Origin of the sequence: Campylobacter gastrosuis, from assembly GCF_030249845.1 — a bacterium.
Classification (GTDB): Bacteria; Campylobacterota; Campylobacteria; order Campylobacterales; family Campylobacteraceae; genus Campylobacter_A; species Campylobacter_A gastrosuis.
In genome coordinates this window covers 1-19441 of record NZ_JANURM010000015.1, presented here as the reverse complement: position 1 = coordinate 19441, position 19441 = coordinate 1, and the positions used below count along the sequence as shown (strand labels likewise).

Annotated in this window: 23 protein-coding genes; 8 read left to right on the top strand and 15 right to left on the bottom strand. The window is 36.4% G+C overall.

The annotated features are described in order from the left end of the window. Window positions 1–3: 3 nt before the first annotated feature. Window positions 4–519: a thiol peroxidase gene (tpx, locus tag NYG85_RS09355; protein WP_284938255.1), complete on the top strand. Its 516-nt coding sequence runs from the start codon at window positions 4–6 to the stop codon at window positions 517–519. A gap of 112 nt (window positions 520–631) precedes the next feature. Here the strand turns inward: tpx and NYG85_RS09350 are convergent, their stop codons facing one another. From NYG85_RS09350 to caiT, 9 genes are all read right to left on the bottom strand, one after another. Further along, window positions 632–787 carry a hypothetical protein gene (locus NYG85_RS09350; RefSeq protein WP_284938253.1) on the bottom strand — a complete coding sequence of 52 codons (156 nt, stop codon included), beginning with the start codon at window positions 785–787 and terminating at the stop codon, window positions 632–634. 211 nt (window positions 788–998) lie between these two features. Then, window positions 999–1733, bottom strand: a complete 735-nt coding sequence (locus NYG85_RS09345) for a TetR/AcrR family transcriptional regulator (RefSeq protein WP_284938252.1) — start codon at window positions 1731–1733, stop codon at window positions 999–1001. Window positions 1734–1812: 79 nt separating this feature from the next. Continuing rightward, the gene (locus tag NYG85_RS09340; RefSeq protein ID WP_284938251.1) at window positions 1813–2964 is read right to left on the bottom strand and encodes an Opr family porin; all 1152 of its coding nucleotides are present in this window, start codon (window positions 2962–2964) and stop codon (window positions 1813–1815) included. A gap of 19 nt (window positions 2965–2983) precedes the next feature. Then, window positions 2984–3268: a 4Fe-4S dicluster domain-containing protein gene (locus NYG85_RS09335; RefSeq protein WP_284938250.1), complete on the bottom strand. Its 285-nt coding sequence runs from the start codon at window positions 3266–3268 to the stop codon at window positions 2984–2986. Next, window positions 3265–4536, bottom strand: coding sequence for an FAD-dependent oxidoreductase (locus tag NYG85_RS09330; RefSeq protein WP_284938249.1), 1272 nt, complete (start codon window positions 4534–4536; stop codon window positions 3265–3267). Before NYG85_RS09330 ends, NYG85_RS09335 begins: the two co-directional genes overlap by 4 nt. A 3-nt stretch (window positions 4537–4539) precedes the next feature. Further along, window positions 4540–6069: an AMP-binding protein gene (locus tag NYG85_RS09325; RefSeq protein WP_284938248.1), complete on the bottom strand. Its 1530-nt coding sequence runs from the start codon at window positions 6067–6069 to the stop codon at window positions 4540–4542. 1 nt (window position 6070) lies between these two features. Beyond that, a complete protein-coding gene (gene caiB / locus NYG85_RS09320) occupies window positions 6071–7282 on the bottom strand; it encodes an L-carnitine CoA-transferase (RefSeq protein ID WP_284938247.1) in 1212 nt (403 codons plus the stop codon). A gap of 157 nt (window positions 7283–7439) precedes the next feature. Further along, window positions 7440–8573, bottom strand: coding sequence for a crotonobetainyl-CoA dehydrogenase (gene caiA / locus NYG85_RS09315; RefSeq protein ID WP_284938246.1), 1134 nt, complete (start codon window positions 8571–8573; stop codon window positions 7440–7442). A 23-nt stretch (window positions 8574–8596) separates the two neighbouring features. Beyond that, window positions 8597–10111, bottom strand: a complete 1515-nt coding sequence (caiT, locus tag NYG85_RS09310) for an L-carnitine/gamma-butyrobetaine antiporter (protein WP_284938245.1) — start codon at window positions 10109–10111, stop codon at window positions 8597–8599. A gap of 233 nt (window positions 10112–10344) precedes the next feature. Here caiT and NYG85_RS09305 point away from each other — a divergent pair, with 233 nt between their 5' ends. Then, window positions 10345–10551: a hypothetical protein gene (locus NYG85_RS09305; protein WP_284938244.1), complete on the top strand. Its 207-nt coding sequence runs from the start codon at window positions 10345–10347 to the stop codon at window positions 10549–10551. A 20-nt stretch (window positions 10552–10571) separates the two neighbouring features. Here NYG85_RS09305 and rplT read toward each other — a convergent pair whose 3' ends face one another. Together rplT and rpmI are read right to left on the bottom strand one after the other, a co-directional pair. After that, complete coding sequence (gene rplT / locus NYG85_RS09300) at window positions 10572–10928, bottom strand: 50S ribosomal protein L20 (RefSeq protein WP_034969941.1); 357 nt, start codon at window positions 10926–10928, stop codon at window positions 10572–10574. Between the two features lie 86 nt (window positions 10929–11014). Next, window positions 11015–11206, bottom strand: a complete 192-nt coding sequence (gene rpmI / locus NYG85_RS09295) for a 50S ribosomal protein L35 (protein ID WP_284938243.1) — start codon at window positions 11204–11206, stop codon at window positions 11015–11017. 159 nt (window positions 11207–11365) lie between these two features. Between rpmI and NYG85_RS09290 the strand changes: the two genes are divergently transcribed. Then, window positions 11366–11668 (top strand): ComEA family DNA-binding protein, encoded by a 303-nt coding sequence (locus tag NYG85_RS09290; RefSeq protein WP_284938241.1) that lies wholly within the window; start codon window positions 11366–11368, stop codon window positions 11666–11668. A gap of 63 nt (window positions 11669–11731) precedes the next feature. Further along, a complete protein-coding gene (locus NYG85_RS09285; protein ID WP_284938240.1) occupies window positions 11732–12199 on the top strand; it encodes a GNAT family N-acetyltransferase in 468 nt (155 codons plus the stop codon). Between the two features lie 189 nt (window positions 12200–12388). On the opposite strand, the gene NYG85_RS09280 is transcribed toward NYG85_RS09285, so the two are convergent. Genes NYG85_RS09280 through NYG85_RS09265 form a run of 4 tightly spaced genes read right to left on the bottom strand, consistent with a single transcriptional unit; the run spans window position 12389 to window position 14947 of the window. Beyond that, window positions 12389–13375 carry a TerC/Alx family metal homeostasis membrane protein gene (locus tag NYG85_RS09280; protein WP_284938238.1) on the bottom strand — a complete coding sequence of 329 codons (987 nt, stop codon included), beginning with the start codon at window positions 13373–13375 and terminating at the stop codon, window positions 12389–12391. A 10-nt stretch (window positions 13376–13385) separates the two neighbouring features. Continuing rightward, on the bottom strand, window positions 13386–13748 hold the full coding sequence (locus NYG85_RS09275; RefSeq protein WP_284938237.1) for a stress protein, tellurium resistance protein TerZ: 363 nt from the start codon (window positions 13746–13748) through the stop codon (window positions 13386–13388). 8 nt (window positions 13749–13756) lie between these two features. Further along, window positions 13757–14359, bottom strand: coding sequence for a TerD family protein (locus NYG85_RS09270; RefSeq protein ID WP_284938235.1), 603 nt, complete (start codon window positions 14357–14359; stop codon window positions 13757–13759). Window positions 14360–14368: 9 nt separating this feature from the next. Beyond that, the gene (locus NYG85_RS09265) at window positions 14369–14947 is read right to left on the bottom strand and encodes a TerD family protein (RefSeq protein ID WP_284938234.1); all 579 of its coding nucleotides are present in this window, start codon (window positions 14945–14947) and stop codon (window positions 14369–14371) included. Between the two features lie 113 nt (window positions 14948–15060). Here NYG85_RS09265 and NYG85_RS09260 point away from each other — a divergent pair, with 113 nt between their 5' ends. The 4 genes from NYG85_RS09260 to NYG85_RS09245 all read left to right on the top strand — a co-directional run. After that, entirely contained in the window at window positions 15061–15474 is a 414-nt protein-coding gene (locus NYG85_RS09260) for a helix-turn-helix domain-containing protein (protein ID WP_284938233.1), read from the top strand. A gap of 52 nt (window positions 15475–15526) precedes the next feature. Continuing rightward, a complete protein-coding gene (locus tag NYG85_RS09255) occupies window positions 15527–16618 on the top strand; it encodes a hypothetical protein (protein WP_284938232.1) in 1092 nt (363 codons plus the stop codon). A 32-nt stretch (window positions 16619–16650) separates the two neighbouring features. Continuing rightward, window positions 16651–17823, top strand: a complete 1173-nt coding sequence (locus NYG85_RS09250) for a replication-associated recombination protein A (RefSeq protein WP_284938230.1) — start codon at window positions 16651–16653, stop codon at window positions 17821–17823. 95 nt (window positions 17824–17918) lie between these two features. Then, window positions 17919–19441 (top strand): cache domain-containing protein (locus tag NYG85_RS09245; protein ID WP_284938228.1); only part of this gene is annotated, 1523 nt, incomplete at its 3' end.

Below are 19441 nucleotides of genomic sequence, written 5' to 3'. Positions count from 1 at the left end.
AAAATGACAAAAAGAACAAACGAAGTTACATTCGCAGGTAACCCACTAACAATCCTTGGCGATAAGGTCAAAGTAGGCGATAAAGCTCCTGATTTTACGGCTTTAAAAACAGATTTAAGCCCAGTAAAACTTAGCGATTTTGCAGGTAAAGTAGTCGTAATCGCCGTATTTCCGTCGGTTGATACGCCAGTTTGTGCTATGCAACTTGGTAAATTTAACCACGAAGCAGCATCATTTTCAAAAGATGTCCAGCTACTTACAATTTCAGCCGATTTGCCGTTTGCATTAGGCAGATTTTGTGGCGATAAGGGCATAGAAAATGCCGTAACTGCCTCAGATCACAAAGACCTTGACTTTGGCACAAAATATGGCTTTGTAATTGAAGAGCTTCGCCTTTTAAGTCGTGGCACGATAATCGTTGATAAAAGCGGTAAAATCGCATACGCCGAGTATGTGAGCGAGATCACAAACGAGCCAAATTACGACAAAGCACTTGAAGTAGTAAAAAGCCTAGCTTAAAAATTTGCCACAGCGTGTCTGTGGCTTTAAATTTAATTTTCGCTAAAACATAGTGCTTTATTTGGTATTAAAAACACTAATTTATCAGAGTTTTTGCGTGGCTTTAAACAGCCTATTTTGCTTTAAGACAAGCTACTTCATTTCCTAATTCACAAGACTTTTTAAAAAATCTCTTTGCTATTTTTGGATTACTTTTTTGATTAGCAACAGCAACCAACAAGCAACCTTCGCTATCATTTAAATCACAAGCCTTTTTATGAAAAACCAAAGCCTTTTCATCGCTGAAATTTATATTGCTTTGTAAACAAAAATACTCTCCAACCTTAACACAAGCTCTACTATCGCCGTTGTCGCAACTTTGTATTAAATTTTCTAATTCATCGCCAAAACCAAGCGAAGCAATAAATAAAATTAAAAATTTTTTCTCATATTAAATCCCTTTATGTTATTTATCATTTTTAACCCTTTTTGTTAAATCTTTAAAAAGCCTTGCTACCCCCCCCCATTTGTGAGACGATTTTTTCGTAGCAGTCATCTAAAATTTTTATGCCTTGCTCGTTTGTATAGCAACGAAAGAGCTGATAATAGTATCTAAGCGTCATTGCTGTTGCCTCTTTTGGCTCTAAAATTCTCTCTTTGACGTCTTGCAAAATTGTCTTATTAAAACGAAGACAGATATCGTTAAAATCATTGGCATTTAGCTCATCTAAAAAGCCATCTTCTATGCAGTTTAAAAGCATTAAAAAACTTCGTTGATGAAGGTTGTTTGAATGAAGCATTTTATCTAAGAAATTTGGCAGACCTTTATACTCTTTTTCAGGGTATAGTTCGTAGTATTGTTTGATATAATCATCAAATTTGTTGTCGTTTCGTGAGAAAAATAAAAGCTCGTAAATTTCTGGTTTTTTATAGGCGTAATCGCAAAAGCATTTACAAACCTGCATATAAACTTCAAGTGAATTTTTACACGTTGCTATGCAGTTTGCTAGGGCTTTGTTGTATTCTTCAAGCTGGTTAAATGTAGCTAAAAAGATAAGATGAGTTAGGTTATCAAAGTAATTATAAAGCGTGGCACTTGAATAACCAGCTATGGCTGAGGCGTTTCTGATATTTACGGCACTTATGCCATCTTTTTGTATGATTTGATTTGTTGCCTCAATAAAATACTTCATAATTCGTGATTGTTTTAGTTTTAATCTATCTTCTTTGTTCATATTCTTGCCTAAAAATTTTTATTAATTGTAGTTTAATTAGGCTAAATCTAAATTAAAAAGGGGCAAAACGCCCCTAAATTTAAAAGCTGTATGATAGCCCTAGGCTAAGTTGAGTTAGGCTTGGATAGTAAGGCTGTGCCTTAAAGGTCTTATCAAATGTGGCAAAAACGCTTAAATCCTTTAAAATCGGATAGTTTAGCCAAAGACTAACCTCATCTTGGGTGTATTTTGTGTTATCGCCACCTTTGATTTTATAGCTTGTCGTGCCGTAAATCGCTGAAATATCTAGCTTTTGTATCTTTGTAGAGACCATAGCGTAGTAGGTTTTAGCGTCTCTTTCATACATCACGTCGCCCTCTTCAAACTGCACGATTTTATCGCCAGCTATGTTAAAGCTACCCCAGCCATTTTTCTTGCCACTTTGTGCGTAGCCTAATGAGAGCTTTATGTCGCTAAATTTCACGTAGCTAAGTGCTTCAAAAGCCAATCCATCATCGGCGTTTTTCTCGCTACTTTTTGCGTAGTGTAAAAATCCACCAAAGCTCAAATCATCGCTTAAATTTTTATCGTATAAAATTTTTGCTCCGCTACCAAAAAACAGCTCATCTGCATACATAGCATAAGCCCTAATGCCAAAACCAGAATCAAATTTATAACTAGCACCAGCTCCAAACAAGCCCCTGTTTTCGTTGATTTTTTTGATTTTTATCATCTCATTTACTTGGGCTTTGCCACGTGATTTTGTGTAAAATGCATCAAGGGTTAAATTTGCAAATGAGTTATTTATGATGCTAACGCCATCGTTTAACTTACTCACCCAGTCAAAGCTCATATTTTGGCGACCAACTTTTATGAGCGTATCGTAGGCGTTATATTGAAGGTATAAATTTGAAACAACGGCTCTGTTATGCTCATAAAATCGCTCTGTTGAGTCGCCCTTGCCGTGTCCGGTGTCGTAGTTTTTATCCTTTTCATAAAATGGCGCGGCACCTCTAAATCCAACACCAAATTTGAAATTTCTAAAATCATCTGTTTGATAGTTTAAGCCAACCGAGCCGACTGCCCACGCTGTGTCGTTATAATAAACCGACTTTTTGCCACTATCCACGTGCCTACTCTCATAATAGGCTGAAATGTCGCCACTTGCCTTGCCGTTTTTAAACGCCTCTTCAAGTGTCTGTCCACTAGCCACCCCACATAGCACAAGTGCTAAAACCAAACTACTTCTCATAAAATCTCCTTTTAAATTTCTAGCCCTCTCGGTATTCAACACCAAAAGTGCCGTTTGGATACTCCCATTTTTTAATAATCGTGCCTTCACAAAGCACCCTACAAGTCCCGCATTCTAAACAACCAGCATAATCAAAGATTATATTGCTTTTTTCATCAATCTTATAAAGCCCAGCAGGACAAACAAGTGATAGCTTTTTAAACTCATCTAAATTTACATTTTCGTTTAACTTTATGTGAGCATTGCTCTCATCAACAAAGAATTTATTCAAACCCAATTTTTCATCTACATTTACAACTTTCATATTGATTTTACCCCCGTAAATAGATCTTTTGCTAAATTTAGATAGCCTACGCTTTTAAGGCGTGCTAAGACTTTATTTTTTAGTGGCACACTTGCACCATTTATCGTAAATAAATCCCTGAAAATGCCATTTATCATCTCTGGATATTCGTTAAATATTCGCTCGTTTTGCAAAAAGTGTGGTAAATTTTTATAAAGTGTCAAATCTTTTAAAACAAAGCTATCTTTTAAAAGTCTGTCATATTCGCTTAAATCGTTAAAATCGCCTCTTTGTTTTGCATTTATGATCGCCTTTACTGCAAGCTCTGCACTCTTAACTGCTAAATCCATACCACGAACTGAGTATCCGACATTTAGACAAAATCCGGCACTATCGCCAACTACAACCACGCCCTTATCACTAATCTTTTTAATAGCACCAAGTCCGCCCTCAGGCACAATGTGAGCTGAGTATTCGGTGGTTTTGCCGTTTTTTATGAGTGGTTTTATTGCTGGGTGGGATTTAAAATTTTCAAGAAGTTGTGGCACATTTGTGTTTGGTGTGCTATGAAGTCCAAAGACTACTCCAAGTGAGATTGAGCTTTTATTGGTATATAAAAAGCCGCCGCCCATTTTTCTATCTGACACGCCCCCTGCAAATAGCCACGCAACGCCCTCATTCTCGTTTACGTTAAATATATCATTTACTCTGTCTTCGCCAAGTTCAATTATCTCTTTTACGCCGACTGCACAGGTGTGTGGATTTAGCGTATAACCTAAACCATACTTTTGGCACAACGTAGAATTTGCACCATCTGCTAAGATAACAACATCGCTAAACATCTCGTCATCGCCTGATTTAACACCGCAAATTTTGGCATCTTTTGTAATTAAATCATCAACTCTAATGCCATTAATTATATTTACCCCAGCCTCTTCTGCCATTTTGCCAAGCCAAGCGTCAAATTTTACCCTTAAAACCGAGTAAGATAGCTCGTTTTTGTTTTGGCTTAACTCTGATGTGTAGTTTATTGTTGTGTTTGTTTTATCTGTCATAAAAGATAATCGCTCGCTAGTTATTGCACGCTCAATCGGTGCAATTTGTGCGAAATTTTCAAAAATCGGCTCAATGCTGTGTGCGTAAATTCTACCACCACTTGTGTTTTTTACACCAATTGCACTGCCACGCTCAATCAAAAGTACTTCAAGACCATTTTTTGCCAGTAAATATCCAGCCACACAACCAGCAATGCCACCGCCAACGATAATAACATCAAATTTTTCTTCCACTTTTTATCCTTTATGCTCATTTTTTAAAATGTTTTTTCTAACTTTGCCAGTGCAAGTTTTTGGCAAATTCTCATAAAACTCAACTATGCTTGGCACTTTAAATTTTGCTAAATGTTTAGAGCAAAACTCTCTTATCTCATCAGCGCTAAGAGCAAAACCCTCTTTTAGCACGACACAGGCCTTAATAAGCTCGTTATTAAAGCAGTCTGGCACACCAATGACTGCTACTTCAAAAACGCCACTAAGCCTAGAAATGCAATCTTCAACCTCAATGCTTGAAACGTTTTCGCCAGATATTTTTATAAGATTAATCCCCCTATCAACAAAATAAAAATAGCCCTGCTCATCGTAATATCCAATGTCGCCAGTGTGAAGCCAACCTTTTTTGTTTAAGACCTTTTTTGTAGAAATTTTATCTTTGTAATAGCCTTTAAAAATGCTCTTGCCTATCTCGCCTTTTATGTAAATTTCGCCCTTTTCGTTTGCATTTAATTCGTTGCCATTTTTATCAATAATCTTTGCTTCATAGCAAAATCCAACCCTGCCAATTGATGGAAATTTACGCCTTTCGCTTGGTCTATCGCCAATTAACCCAACAATTGTTTCGCTCATACCATAAGATACTAAAATGCTTGGGATATTAAATCTATCTATGAAATTTTGCATATCTTTATCATTTAAATTTAGATAAAAAAGCATCTGTTTTAGGCTGTGATTTTTCTCATTTAACGCTACTCTTTGAGCCATTAACGTGCAAATCATCTTTGGAATAGTTTCTGTTATTGTCGCTTTGTGTTTTATGACTTGCTCCCAAAATTTATGTGCTGAGTAACGCTCTAACAAAATAAACGTAGCACCACGAGAAAATGTAGGCATCATCGCTGTGCATTGTGCGTCTATGTGCCAAAGTGGCATAGCTGTTAGATATCTGTCATCTTTGTTTAAGCTTATCTGCCACGAGCTGTAAAATCCAGCAAAGATTAGATTATAGTGCGTTATCATCACGCCTTTTGGAGTTGATGAAGTGCCTGAGGTAAAGATGATTTGGGCTAAATTTAGATTTGAAAATTTTGGCGTTTCATAAATCGTGCTTTGATTTTCTAGCTCGGTTTTATGGCTGTTGATGTCTAAGAATTTAATCTTGCGTGTTTTATTAATTAAGGCGTAAATTTGCATAAATTTTGCCTGTGTTAAGATTAAAACTGGCTTGGTTTTTTTAACGATAAAAAGAGCGTCGGCGTGGATAAAATTTGCATTTATAGGCACGATGATTGCACCTATTTTTGCTACTGCAAAAAAATTTATAACATACTCAATGCTATTTAACATATGAATGGCTACCCTATCGCCACTCTTAACGCCAAGAGATACTAAAAAATTTGCACTTTGATTTATCTTTTCGTTTAAAATTTTATATGATAGGCTTGAAATTTTACCCTCTGCGTCTTCGTGGATTATGGCTGTTTTATTGCCGTGTGTGGCAGCTAACTCATCAAAATACGCACCAAGTGTCAAATCGCCTATCATATCCATTTTAGCCTCTTGTTTTTATGATTTTTGCTTCATTTAGCTTTGAAATTTCATCTTGTGTGTATCCAAGATGAGCCATAATATCTGCCGTGTCTTCGCCATATTCTGGCATTGCACGCCAGATTTTGCAAGGGTTGTTTTTAAATTTAGGCATTATATTTGGGCCTGTAAATTCCTTGCCTTTATTGTTTTGCCACGTTGTAAAGCTCTGTCTTGCTATGTATTGTGGATTGCTTTGAAGTTCGCTTACTTCAAGCACCTTTGCACCAGCGACATTTAAACTAGCTAGAATTTCTAACGCCTCATCAATGTTTTTCTCGCCAAAGAATTTATCCAAAGCTGTTTCAAATGCGTCATTTACCTGCATTTTACGGCTAATTAGCTGTGTGCCAACAGGCACATCATCACTGCCATAAAGACTAGATATACCAATTAGCTCAAACATCTTTTTAACCTGCTCGCCACCAACTATCTCAAATACAATATAGCCGTCCTTGCAAGAGTAAAGCCCACAACCAGCATATAGCGGATCTTTGCCCTTTATCATTCTAGGACACATCTCGCCACCATTTAGGTAGTCCATCATATAATATTGCCCAACTCTTAACATTACTTCATACATTGCAACATCTATACTCTCGCCCTTGCCTGTCTTTTGTGCGTTATAAAGTGCTGCTAAAACCGAGCTAGTAACGCTAAGTCCACACATATAATCAGCAGTGTATGGAAAGGCTGGCATTGGCTGGTTTGTGTCGCCATTTTGGATTAAATATCCGCTAAATGCCTGTGCTATGGTGTTATAAGCAGCTAAACTCGTATAATTAGGATCGCCAACCTGACCAAATCCAGAGAGATGAGCGATGACTAATTTTGGATTATGCGACCATAAAACCTCATCTGTTATGCCCTTTTTAGCAAATGCTGGACCTTTGCTAGCTTCAATAAAAATATCTGCTTCTTTTATGAGTTTGTAAAAAATCTCTTTGCCCTCATCGCTAAAAATATTTAGCGAGAGTGCGTATAAATTTCTACGGCTTAGCTCTTTGTAGTTTTGCTGAACTCTTATGGTGTCTGGATATTTTGAGTTTTCTATCCAAATAACCTCTGCACCCCACTCTGCAAGCATTTGAGCTGAAAATGGACCTGCGATTTCCATTGCTGAAAAAACTACTTTTACTCCGTTTAACGGACCAAATTTAGGAGTGTTAAATTTCATTTTAATCCTTTCAAAAGGCGTTGTCTCGCTTTGTTATGCTTTGTTGGTTTAAAATTTTATTCGGTCATTACCAAAGCGGTAACTCCCTTCATAAAATTTTAAACCGCCTCGCCTAACTTTGCGATACTTCCGCCCAATCTTTAAACGTTCATAATTTCTATCTATATTTTTTAAGCACTGCGCGACCAAGAGTTAAAATTTGCATCTCATCAGAGCCACCTGAAAGCCTATCAACCCTTAAATCACGCCAAAATCTACTAACTCTATGACCAGTTACACCAATACCTCCAAGCACCTGCATAGCCTCATCTACCACTTCAAAAGCGGTATTTGCACAATAATACTTACACATAGCGCTTTCGCCTGTTACATTTTCGCCTCTATCCATTTTAAAAGCCGTGCTATAAACCATATATTTCATAGCGTTTAGCTTCATTGCCATATGGGCAAATTTCTCTTGGATTAGCTGAGTTCTGCCGATCGTTTCGCCAAATTGCACACGCTCGTTTGCATATTTTGCGGCGTCCTCAAAGGCGCAATATGCAATGCCGTAATTTGTGCAAGCCACTAAAAATCTCTCGGCGTCAAATTCCTCTTTAACTCTATTAAAGCCGTTTCCTTCTGTGCCAAACATATCCTTTTCATCAAGCTCAACGTTATCAAAAACAATCTCACAACAACTATCCATTCTAAGACCAAGCTTATTAAGCTCTGTTAGCTTAATGCCCGGCTTTTTCATATCCACAAACCACTCAGTAAATACTGGCTTTTCGCTTTGGCTATCTCTTGCCATTACGATTAGATACGGAGTTTTGGCACTTGAAGTGATAAAGCACTTTTGCCCATTTAGATAAACTTTGCCATCTTTTTTTGTATATGTTGTTTTTAAACTGCCAACATCTGAACCTGCACTTGGCTCAGTAATTGCAGAGTTAAACATCTGCTCGCCAGTGCCACGATATGCAAAAATTTTATCTATTTGCTCTTGTGTGCCATATCTTAAAATGGTGCTAAATCCTGGCAACTGATAAAGCACATATGTAGGTGCCCCGCACCTGCCTAACTCCTCCCAAATGGCTGTTAATGTAATAAAACTAGCACCCATTCCGCCTTGCTCTTCTGGCAAAAGCATAGTATCTACGCCAAGCTCTGCAAGTGCTTTGACCCATTTTATCGGATACTCGTGTGCGTCATCACACTTTGCAAAATACGCCTCCCAGTTCTCTCTTTGCATAAGCTCTCTTACAGCAGATACAAATAGCTCCTGCTCATCTGTTAAATTAAAATCCATATTATTCTCCTTAAAATTTTTAATTAATACCAATTGCTCTTTTTGGCATCTTTAAAAAATGATATTAAAATCAAGATATTGACAAAAAATAGCGGACAACCACCAGCGATAATTGCTGTTTGTATAGGCTTTAATCCACCAAGTGCAAGAAGTGTAACGCCAATGATACCAACCAAAACAGACCAGCCGACCCTAACCCAAAGTGGTGGCTCATCATAGCCTGATGCCTCTTTGCAAGTGCTCATCGCAAGCGTGTAAGAACAAGCATTTATAAGCGTAATGGTGGCAATAAAGCACAAAATAAAAAATCCCCAAATCGTAATCGTAGAGAGTGGCAGTGCTGCCCAAGTCTCTATAATCGCCCTTGCCATACCTTGATTTTTAACAATCTCTTGCATATTCACAACGCCGCTTATCATAACGTCCATTGTATTTGAGCCTAAAATCGTCCAAAGTATCCAAGTCGTAGCCGTTAGCCCAGCAACCATACCAACACAAAGCTCTCTAACGCTTCTGCCACGTGAAATTCTTGCTAAGAAGATACACATTTGAATACCATAAACAACCCACCAAGCCCAGTAAAACACCGTCCAGCCTTGTGGAAAGCCACCTTTGCCAATAGCATCTGTATAAAATAACATTCTGCCAAGATAGCTAAACATCACACCAACGCTATCGGTAAAATAGTTTATAGTAAATGTTGATGCACCAACAATAAACACCCAACCAAGCATAACTATCATAAGATAGCTTCTTACATCACTTGCGATTTTTATGCCTTTATTTAGTCCAAAAGCAACGCAAATGGCGTTAAATACGACCCAGCAAGTAATAATCATCGTATCAAGCTCTAATGTCCTTTTAATCCCAAAAAGCCACTCAATGCACTCTGTCACAAGCGGAGTAGCAAGTCCAAGACTAGTGCCCATAGCAAGGATTAAGGCTACGATATAGACATTATCTATAAGTGTGCCAAGCCAACCTTTTGCAAGCTTCTCGCCAACTGCTGCCTCAATCGTGCCACTAGGGCGAACGACATTTATCTTTTTAACAAATAAAAAGTATCCAAATGCAACAGAAAGCAAACTATAAGTCGCCCAAGGTAGCGGTCCCCAGTGAAAGAGGCTATACGCAAGTCCAAGCTCTTTTGCCTGAGTGCTAAGTGGCTCAAAACCAAACGGCGGATACGTAACGTAGTAGTAAATTTCTAAACTGCCCCAGTATAAAACAGCCGCCGATGTGCAAGATGCAAACATCATAAATATCCAGCTAATCGTGCTAAACTCTGGCTTATCGTCCTCATCGCCTAGTTTTTTATCCTTCATCGGACCAAAAACTAGCCAAAACCAGCCAATAACCATAATCACCATATACCACTCAAACGCCCAACCCCAAGAATTCGTAACATACGAGAAAGTGGCGTTTATTACGCGATTTGCAGCGTCTAAATCACGAACGACTAGATAGCTTAAAATCGCAACCGCAATAAGCGAAGGAAAGAATACCTTTGGCTCAATCCCAACCTTTTTTACCGACATTTTTTGCTCCTTTGTAGGGAATTTTATTTCAAATAATCTAAGTTTTTTTATAACCTAAATATTTTTTATAATCGTGATTATATATTAATTTTTGATAACTTGTCAAGAATTTTTTATGAAAAAAATATAATTTTTATATTTTATTTTTAAATAAGCATTGCGTAAAAACTAAATTTATTTTATTAAGCACAATCTGATTACAATAACAGAAATTTCGCACAAAGGAGCAAATTTTGAGCCTAAATAAAATAAAATCCCTAGCACAAAAACATATCAAGCAAAATCCGCACATTCGCTACGGACAAGCCGTTTTTAACATATCTTACGAACTATATCCAAATGCAACAGATGAGCTTAGAGCAAGTGAGTTTGATTGTTTTTATGATGATGAGAAAGTTTTGATATTTTTAGAAAAACTTGATGAAATTTTAAAAAGATAAGCCCCAAAATGGGGCTAAGATTATTTTAAAGAGTCTTTTGCAGATTTTGCAAGTGCCGCAAATGCGTTCGCGTCATTCATAGCTAAGTCAGCTAAAATTTTTCTATCAAGCTCAATACCAGCCTTTTTAAGACCAGCGATAAAGCGTGAGTAGCTTATGTCATTTAGTCTGCAAGCCGCATTTATACGCACTATCCATAAACGGCGGAAATCGCGTTTTTTCTGGCGTCTGTCGCGGTATGCATAGACTAAGCTTCTTTCAAGCTGTTCTTTTGCTTTTCTAAAATGTTTATGTCTTGCACTATAAAAACCACGTGCAAGTTTTAAAACCTTTTTATGGCGTCTTCTTCTAACTACGCCCGTTTTTACTCTTGCCATATTTATCCTTTCACAAATCGGCGTCCGCTAGGCGGATCTTGCCCCTAAATTCGGGGGAGTTTGAATGACTTTTGTCAAAAACTAAATTAAATTCCAAGCATTGCTTTAACGCTTGCAACATTCGTGCTATCAACGTATTTAGCGGTTCTTAAATCTCTTTTTCTATTGCGAGATTTTTTGGTTAAAATGTGGCTTCTAAAAGCAGAGCCTCTTTTAATCTTATTTTTACCCACTTTAAAACGTTTAGTAGCGCCGCGAACGGTCTTCATTTTGGGCATACTAATCCTTTTTTGGTATTTTACGAAATAGACGTAAGTTGGGGATTATACTCAAAATTTTCTTTAAAGATTTTTAAGTCGTTAAAATTTATCAAACATTTATTTTTAATTAACTCTACTTTTATAAAATCGTGCGAATTTCACGTAAAAGGATCTAAAATGAGAAAATTTTTATTTACCGGATTTGTTTTAGCCAGTGCTTTGTTTGCGGCTGTAAATATCAACACAGCTACAAAAGATGAGCTAATGAGCGTTAAGGGTATTGGCGAAACGAAGGCAAATGCAATAATTGAATATCGTAAAACAAACGAATTTAAAAGCCTTGATGAGCTAAAAAACGTAAAAGGCATCGGCAATGCAAATTTTGAAAAAATCAAAAACGAGCTTACAATAAATGGCAAAACCGAAGTAAAAACCGCTACAAAAAAGGCAAAAAAAGCCGATAAAAATGCTACGAAATAATGAAAAATGGATTTTAAAAGGTTTATTTGTATTAAACCTTTTAAATAATTCATAGGAGCAAAAATGCAGATACGAAAAGCGACAATTGATGATGCAAAGGCGATAATCGCTCTGATTAAAGAGTTAGCGGAGTATGAGAATTTAAGCGAGGCGGTGGATATTGATGAAAATGTCTTTATCTCGCATATTTTTAAGCGTGAATTGGCTCACGTTTTAGTTGCCGTTAGCGATGAAAAGGTTGTTGGCTACGCGCTGTTTTTCTACTCGTTTTCAACGTTTTTAGGGCGTTCTGGAATTTATCTTGAAGATTTGTATGTCAAAAAGGAGTTTCGTGGGCGTGGCATAGGGCTAAATTTCATCAAAGAACTAGCTAAAATTTGCGAGAATGAAGGGCTTGGGCGACTTGAATGGGAGTGCCTTGACTGGAATGAGCCAAGCATTAAATTTTATGAAAATCTAGGCGCAAAACGCCAAAACGGCTGGATAAAATTTAGAATGACAAAAGATGAGATTAAGGAGCTGATAAAATAATGATATACGCAAAGTGCCTAGCGACACGATAGCTAGACTAGGTGCCGTGCTTAGCTTAGAAAAAATAAAGTTTGCAAAATCATAAATGATGAGTGTGTGTTAAAATTTAAATCAAATTTCACACCAAAATAATGATACTTTTAACATAATTTAAAGCAAAAAACAAATTTTGTAATGCCAAAAATACATTTACGTGGTTTTTGGCTTAAAAATAAAGCTAGATAAAACACCAAACAACAATACAATTAAGACCACATACAGACTATTTGTAGCTGAAATCTCATATCCGTGATGAAATATGTGATTGGTTGAGCTTAAAGCTAATTTAAATGATATAAAAAATAGCAATATAATAACTGCTTTTTCTAGATGCACCAAATAACCCTTTAAAGCTTCAAGCACAAAATATAGCGATCTAAGCCCAAGTATGGCAAATATCATAGCCGAATAAACAATAAGTGGCTCACGAGATACAGCAATTATAGCAGGGACACTATCAAAAGCAAACATAACATCGCTTATCTCTATCACACAAAGACATAAAAATAATGGCGTAGCAATTGGTAGTATGCTATTTTTGATGCTAAAATTTTTATCCACTTCATCTTTTGACACAAAAAAATTATGCCCCACAAGCTTCGGAAAAACTGGGAAAATTTTATATACCATTTTATATGCAAAATGGTTAGAATAATCCTCTATATCAGCATTGTTTTCATCTTTTGTAAGCATAACATAGCCAGTATAGGCAACTATAAGTGCAAATAAAATTTCAACCCAAACGCTTAAAAGCAACAATCCAGAGCCAATGGCAACAAATATTAAACGAAAAACAATTGCACCTAAAATTCCATAGTAAAGCACTCTGTGGCGATAAATTTCTGGAATTTTAAACCAAGCAAATATAGCCATCATAACAAAAAGATTATCAACACTAAGGGCTTTTTCAAGAGCGTATCCTGTAAAATATAGCGAAGCCATATCTTTGCCTTGTGAATAATAGACATAAAAACCAAAAATAAGTGCAATAAAAAAATAAAAAAATGACCATAATATGGCTGATTTAAGCTTAATTTTTTCATCTTTACGGTGTGCAAAAATATCCACACCAAACGCCACAATAGCAAGTAAAATAAAGACTATAAATATATCGGTATAAAAAGTGAAATGTTGCATAAAATATCCTTTAATAGCCACACTCTTGATATGGCAATCCATTTTCTTGATTTAGTTTCTTTGCTGCTTCACAAGCAGATTTTGACTGTTTGTCAGCACAATTTAAGTTATACCAATCAACCATTTTGTTATAACTTTGTAAATTATTGTTGTAAGTATTTACTTCATTTAAAGAGTATTGATTGACATAGGCAGTATTTAGATACTGCCCTAGCCGTTCAATTTTATTATATATCTTTACACACTCTTTCATTTGTTTATCGCTTATAACAGGCACATAACCACTGGTTGAAGATGTAGGTGGAATTTTATATGTTTGGTTGCAAAACGACAAAATAAAAGCAATGGCTGGTAATATAATTAATTTGTGCATATTTATTCCTATAAAAATTTGGCAATAGAATTTTGCAAAATCTCTTCTAACCTAGCATCTCTTGATGGTTCGCCAATTGCTGAAAATTTCCAATTTCCATCTTTTTTATAAAGCTTTGCTAAAATCACTGAAAATTTATAAGCAAAAGAGTGATCGTTTGTTAAATTAAACATAGCAAAAACACGATTTACTCTTTTTGGTGTGCCCTCATATAGTCTTATGCTGACAAATGGTATTTTGTCAAATTCAATAATATTGTATGAATTTAAAACAAATACCATTTGTTCTACATTTTGTGACACTCTTGATAAATCTATGCTAATTATCTCATTATCAAGCCCATCATCTCCGCTAGTATCGCCAGTTAAGTCATCTCCGCTATGAAATACGCCTGGTGCTTCTTTTTTGCCAAAATATACAATATCTATAATTTGTTTATTTTTATCACACAAAACAAGACTTAAATCCAAATCAACCGGTTTTATGCTATCTCTAAAAAAGCCTTTTTCAGTAATTGCACCCCAATTAACACCAGCACAAAAACTATTAAGACAAGACCCATCATCTTTTTTTAAAGATATTTTTTGCCCTTTTACCAAACTAATTGACATTTTTTATCCTTAAATATTAATGCCATATTTGTTACAAAAACCTGCGAGTCCGTCATTAAAACCAGTCCCAACAGCATTAAAATTCCAACCGCCATCCTTTAAATATAATCTGCCAAAAAGTATTGCTGTTTCAGTAGAAAAGTCCTCTTCAAGGTCGTATCTAGCTATCTCTTTTTGGCTGTTTTCATCAACCAATCTTATAAATGCATTTCTAACCATGCCAAAATTTTGTTTTCTTGATTTGGCTTCGTATATTGTTACAACAAATACTATCTCTTTTACATCCGATGAAACTTTTGTTAAATCAACTTTAATTGTCTCATCATCGCCATCTCCATTACCAGTTAAATTATCCCCAGTGTGTATTACAGAGCCATCTTTGCTTGATAGGTTATTAAAGAAAACAAAATTCTTTTCATCTAAAACCTTCTCATTTTGGTCAAGTAAAAATGCCGATGCATCAAGGTCAAAACTTGTACCGCTATCGCTACTATTTGCATCCCAGCCTAATCCAACTAAGATTTTACTAAGACCAGGAGCCCCTTTACTTAATGAAACTCTTGCCCCTCTTAAAAGATCTACTGACATTTTTCTCCTTTGCGGTATAAAATTTATGAAATTATAGATTATCAATACTTAATTTATATTTAATCAATAATTTTTATACATATAATTCTACCAAAACTATAAAAAGCTAAAAAATGAGAGTAGTAGATAGAATAAACGAAATTTTAAAAGAGAAAAATATCAGCAAAAGAGAGCTTGCAAAGCGTCTTATAAACCTAGATATGAGAGCGTCAAAAACTGGCGAAACTCCGACAGAATCAAGCATATACGCCTATCTAAACGGCAACATAGAGATTAAAGCCGATATGCTCCCGTTTATTGCAGACGCGCTTGGCGTATTTGAACAAGAGCTATTTTCAAACAATACAAAGCAAAATGATAAGATTTTAAACCGCATTTTTAGCAACGATGAGCTAAATTTCAAATATAAAAATATTATAGAACTTCTTGAATATCTATCCCCAAAAAGCCTTGAAATTTTAAAAATTTCGCTAGAACAAAACAAGCAAAACGTAGAAAAACTAAACTTGATAATTAGGCAAATCTAACTTTTAATTAACAAAAAGTCCTTAAAATTGCAAAAATTTTAAAGGATAAAATATGAAAAAATTACTACTTTTTGTGCTGGTTTTGGCTATAAATTTAAATGCTTTTCAAACAGAAAATGAACACCCACCACTTTCAGAAAGCACCAAAAAAGCCATAGCAATCTATAAACAAAATCCAAACGAAACGAACAAAAATGCACTTTTAAACACGCTAAATAAGAGTTATGAAAGCGTGATTTTAAGAAAAGAGCAAAAACTAAACTCATACATAGCCCAAAGGGATAAAACTATACAAAAGTGGCTAAATTCGGTAAAATTTGGCAAAGATTTGCCTTTTATGAAGCTTGACAATTCTAATAACAAAGAGCGAGAAAAGATAAAAAATGCAATCAGTCAATACCAAAAAAATCCAAAAAATGAAGCAATTTTAAAAGAAGCACTTAGCGATTATTACGACGCATTTTTAAACGAACAGCAAATTCATATTAAACAAACAAAAGAGCTAAAAGATGAGAGAATAAAACAGAGTTTGGAGTATTTTACCAGCAAAAATTTTAACCCAAAACGCCAAATTTTAGGGCAAAATAGCACCAGTTTAAACGACGCTTTGGCTGAAATTATAGCTAGTTTTATATGTAGTGGAGCTGAAATTTTACCTGTAAATCCAGAATTAAGAGTGGCAGAGCGTTCGTTTAACGCCAATATCAACGCCTTAAAAAAGACATACGATGAAAACAGAACAAACAAAGAGGCGTTAAAAAATGAGCTAGAAAAGGCTTACAAAAAGCTTTACAGCTACCGCTTAAATGCAATCTCAAACGCCATAAATAGGGGCGAAGCTGGGGCTAATTTGCTGTTTAACAAAATGCAAAATAGCGAGTTTTTAAACGAAAATTTCGCCGAGCTAAAATCGCAAAGAAACCTTTACGGACGCATTGACAGGCTCATTTGTTTTGGCACAAACACGGCTAATAGCGACTTTCATCCAAGATTTAAGGAGCTTTCAAACGAGCTAGCTAAAAATTTCACAAAAACCAACTTTACAAGGCTTTATCAAAAGGTGCTTTTAGAGCAAAATGCCCACATAAACGCCATAAATTTAAACGAGCTTGTCCAAAAAAATTTAGATGAGCTTACAAAATAAATTTGATATAATCGCCCTAAAAAAGGTCTTAAATGTTCGCTCTAAATTTTCGTCCAAAAACACTTGATGAGATTTGCGGTCAAAGCGAAGTCGTCGCTGTTTTTAAAAAATTCGTGCAAAATAACAAAATCCCACACAGCATATTTTACGGACTTGCTGGGTGCGGTAAAACTAGCTTTGCACGTGCGGTGGCTAGGGCGATGAGCTATGATTTTTACGAGTTTGACGGCGGGAATTTAAAGGTTGATGAGTTTAGAAAAATCCTAAACAACTACAAAAATGCCCTAAATAAGCCACTTTTTTTCATTGACGAGATTCATCGCCTTAGCAAAACGCAACAAGAAGCCCTGCTCGTGCCGATGGAGAACTACGCTGCCATCATCATCGGAGCAAGCACCGAAAATCCCTTTTTTACGCTAAGTTCAGGCATTAGAAGCAGGTCAATGCTCTTTGAGTTTAAGCCCTTAAATTCCGCCGATTTTGAAAAACTGCTCTTAAACGTGCAAAAAAATGTGAAATTTAGCATTGAAGATGACGCAAAAGAGTATCTTTTTAAAAGCAGTGGCGGAGATGCCAGAAGCTTTTTAAATTTGCTTGAATTTGCGCTTGCAATTGACACGAATATTACGCTAGAAAACCTTAAAATTTTAAGAGCAAACGCCGTAAGTGAGGGCATAAGTAGCGATGATACGCATTATGAGCTAGCCTCGGCACTCATTAAAAGCCTTCGTGGCACGGATATTAACGCCTCTCTTTACTATCTTGCAAGGCTGATTGAAGCGGGCGAGAGTGCTGATTTTATCGCTAGAAGGCTTGTGATTTTTGCAAGTGAAGATGTGGGTAATGCCAACCCAAATGCGCTAAATCTAGCCACGAATACGCTCGTTTCAGTCGGTAAAATCGGCTTTCCAGAAGCTAGGATAATCCTATCTCAATGCGTGGTTTATCTAGCCAGTTCACCAAAGTCAAATTCAAGCTACGAGGCAATAAATAAGGCGATAAGTTACGTTAAAACCGAGCCAAAGCTTGAAATTCCAAAATATCTAATCAACAATTCGCCAGAGAAAAAATTCTACAAATATCCGCACGATTTTGGCGGCTTTGTGGGGCAAAAATACCTAGAAAAACCGCTCAAATTTTATGAAAGCAAACAAATTGGCTTTGAAAAAACGCTTGATGAGTGGGTGGATAAAATAAAAAAGTAACTTTTTGTAAAAAACTCATAGAAATGTTATTTTAAATCAACTCTTTTTTTAAAATAAAATTTTATAATTACAGAATTTTTTTAAAAAGGATAAGAATGAGATCAATCACAAACAAAATCGCCCTAATGCTCATCATCGCCCTAGTCGTGTCGTTTTCGGCTATGTCGGCTGTTAGCTACTACACCTCGCAAGATAAGGTCGTGGAGCTAGTTAGCCAAACGCAAGACAAGATCTTGCAAGACGTCAAAATCACGCTAGATTCGTTTTTTAACGATCGTTTAAGCCTAGCGGAAAAAATTGCCAAATCGCTCTCAAACCAAGAAAGAGACGCTTATGAAATAGAGCAAAAATTAAAAAGCTCAAAGGCTTGGTCAGCTGATACGATAGATCTTATTTACGCTGGATACGAAGCTGACGGTGCGATGTATCGCTCAAACGGCAAGCACCAAATGCCAAAAGATGGCTACGACCCGCGAAAACGCGACTGGTATGAGCTAGTCAAAGCCCACAACAAGCCAGTTTATAGCGAACCATATATGCCTGTTAGTAAAAATGAGCTAGTCGTGGCGTTTGCGGCGCCTATCGCAAATGACAGTGCATTTATAGGCGGAGTGGGCGTAAATGCCTTTGTTAAGGAGCTAAGCGATAAAATTTTATCAATCGGCAAAACCAAATACGGCTACGTTTATATAATGAATAAAGATGGTAAAATTCTAATCCACGAAAACCAAGACAATGTCGGTAAAATCGTCCCAGCAACGCAACAACTCATAGAGAAATATAACAAAAAAGACTTTGATGAAAACGGGCTAATCTCATACACAAACACACGTGGCGAGAATGTTTTTGCAAAAATAATCCCTGCAAACGAGCAAGGTTGGCTTATCGTTACGGCGCTTGGTGCAAACACATTCTCATCAAACACAATGCCACTTTTAAAGACCCAGCTTTCACTTGCCGTGCTATTTATCGTGATTTTGTGCGCGTTTGTGTTTTTCTTGCTTAAAAAATCGCTCCGCCCAATTGGCATAATCCAAACAAAACTAAACGAAGTTTTCGCATTCGTAACCCACGAAGCCAAGGCTCCAAGCAAATTAGAGCTTCACACAAACGACGAATTTTCGCAAATGAGCGACAATATCAACCTAAATATTGACAAGGTTACGCAGGGCGTCAAGCTTGATAACACGATGATTTCAGAGCTAAACAACGCCGCAAATTTAATGATAAAGGGCAACCTTGGCGTCAAAATCTCATCAGACCCAAACAACCCAGCCCTAGCCCAGCTAAAAGAGCTTTTAAACACGTTTTTTAACTCAATCTCAAAAAATCTAATGGACGTCGTAAATGTGCTAAATTCCTACACCAAAAACGACTACACGGCGACTCTGCAAATGCCAAAGGGCGCTGAGGGCGAGTTAAAAGATATGATTTTAGGCGTGCAAAATATGGGTAAAGAAGTGGCAAAAATGCTAAGCGATAACCTAAATCAGGCTGAAATTTTAGAGCAAAAGGCAAAAATCCTAAATGATAGTATGAAAGAGCTAACCGATGGTGCAAATTCACAAGCAAATTCACTTCAAGAAAGTGCAGCAGCAGTGGAGCAAATGTCAAGCTC

What these genes read in the sequence shown, in the direction of transcription:
- NYG85_RS09255 (WP_284938232.1), top strand. Translation starts at nt 15,527, where the DNA reads ATGAAAAAATTACTACTTTTTGTGCTGGTTTTGGCTATAAATTTAAAT.
- caiA (WP_284938246.1), bottom strand. Translation starts at nt 8,573, where the DNA reads ATGGATTTTAATTTAACAGATGAGCAGGAGCTATTTGTATCTGCTGTA.
- NYG85_RS09275 (WP_284938237.1), bottom strand. Translation starts at nt 13,748, where the DNA reads ATGCACAAATTAATTATATTACCAGCCATTGCTTTTATTTTGTCGTTT.
- NYG85_RS09270 (WP_284938235.1), bottom strand. Translation starts at nt 14,359, where the DNA reads ATGTCAATTAGTTTGGTAAAAGGGCAAAAAATATCTTTAAAAAAAGAT.
- caiB (WP_284938247.1), bottom strand. Translation starts at nt 7,282, where the DNA reads ATGAAATTTAACACTCCTAAATTTGGTCCGTTAAACGGAGTAAAAGTA.
- NYG85_RS09265 (WP_284938234.1), bottom strand. Translation starts at nt 14,947, where the DNA reads ATGTCAGTAGATCTTTTAAGAGGGGCAAGAGTTTCATTAAGTAAAGGG.
- NYG85_RS09280 (WP_284938238.1), bottom strand. Translation starts at nt 13,375, where the DNA reads ATGCAACATTTCACTTTTTATACCGATATATTTATAGTCTTTATTTTA.
- NYG85_RS09345 (WP_284938252.1), bottom strand. Translation starts at nt 1,733, where the DNA reads ATGAACAAAGAAGATAGATTAAAACTAAAACAATCACGAATTATGAAG.
- rplT (WP_034969941.1), bottom strand. Translation starts at nt 10,928, where the DNA reads ATGGCAAGAGTAAAAACGGGCGTAGTTAGAAGAAGACGCCATAAAAAG.
- NYG85_RS09335 (WP_284938250.1), bottom strand. Translation starts at nt 3,268, where the DNA reads ATGAAAGTTGTAAATGTAGATGAAAAATTGGGTTTGAATAAATTCTTT.
- NYG85_RS09250 (WP_284938230.1), top strand. Translation starts at nt 16,651, where the DNA reads ATGTTCGCTCTAAATTTTCGTCCAAAAACACTTGATGAGATTTGCGGT.
- NYG85_RS09340 (WP_284938251.1), bottom strand. Translation starts at nt 2,964, where the DNA reads ATGAGAAGTAGTTTGGTTTTAGCACTTGTGCTATGTGGGGTGGCTAGT.
- rpmI (WP_284938243.1), bottom strand. Translation starts at nt 11,206, where the DNA reads ATGCCCAAAATGAAGACCGTTCGCGGCGCTACTAAACGTTTTAAAGTG.
- NYG85_RS09260 (WP_284938233.1), top strand. Translation starts at nt 15,061, where the DNA reads ATGAGAGTAGTAGATAGAATAAACGAAATTTTAAAAGAGAAAAATATC.
- NYG85_RS09285 (WP_284938240.1), top strand. Translation starts at nt 11,732, where the DNA reads ATGCAGATACGAAAAGCGACAATTGATGATGCAAAGGCGATAATCGCT.
- NYG85_RS09290 (WP_284938241.1), top strand. Translation starts at nt 11,366, where the DNA reads ATGAGAAAATTTTTATTTACCGGATTTGTTTTAGCCAGTGCTTTGTTT.
- NYG85_RS09325 (WP_284938248.1), bottom strand. Translation starts at nt 6,069, where the DNA reads ATGGATATGATAGGCGATTTGACACTTGGTGCGTATTTTGATGAGTTA.
- tpx (WP_284938255.1), top strand. Translation starts at nt 4, where the DNA reads ATGACAAAAAGAACAAACGAAGTTACATTCGCAGGTAACCCACTAACA.
- caiT (WP_284938245.1), bottom strand. Translation starts at nt 10,111, where the DNA reads ATGTCGGTAAAAAAGGTTGGGATTGAGCCAAAGGTATTCTTTCCTTCG.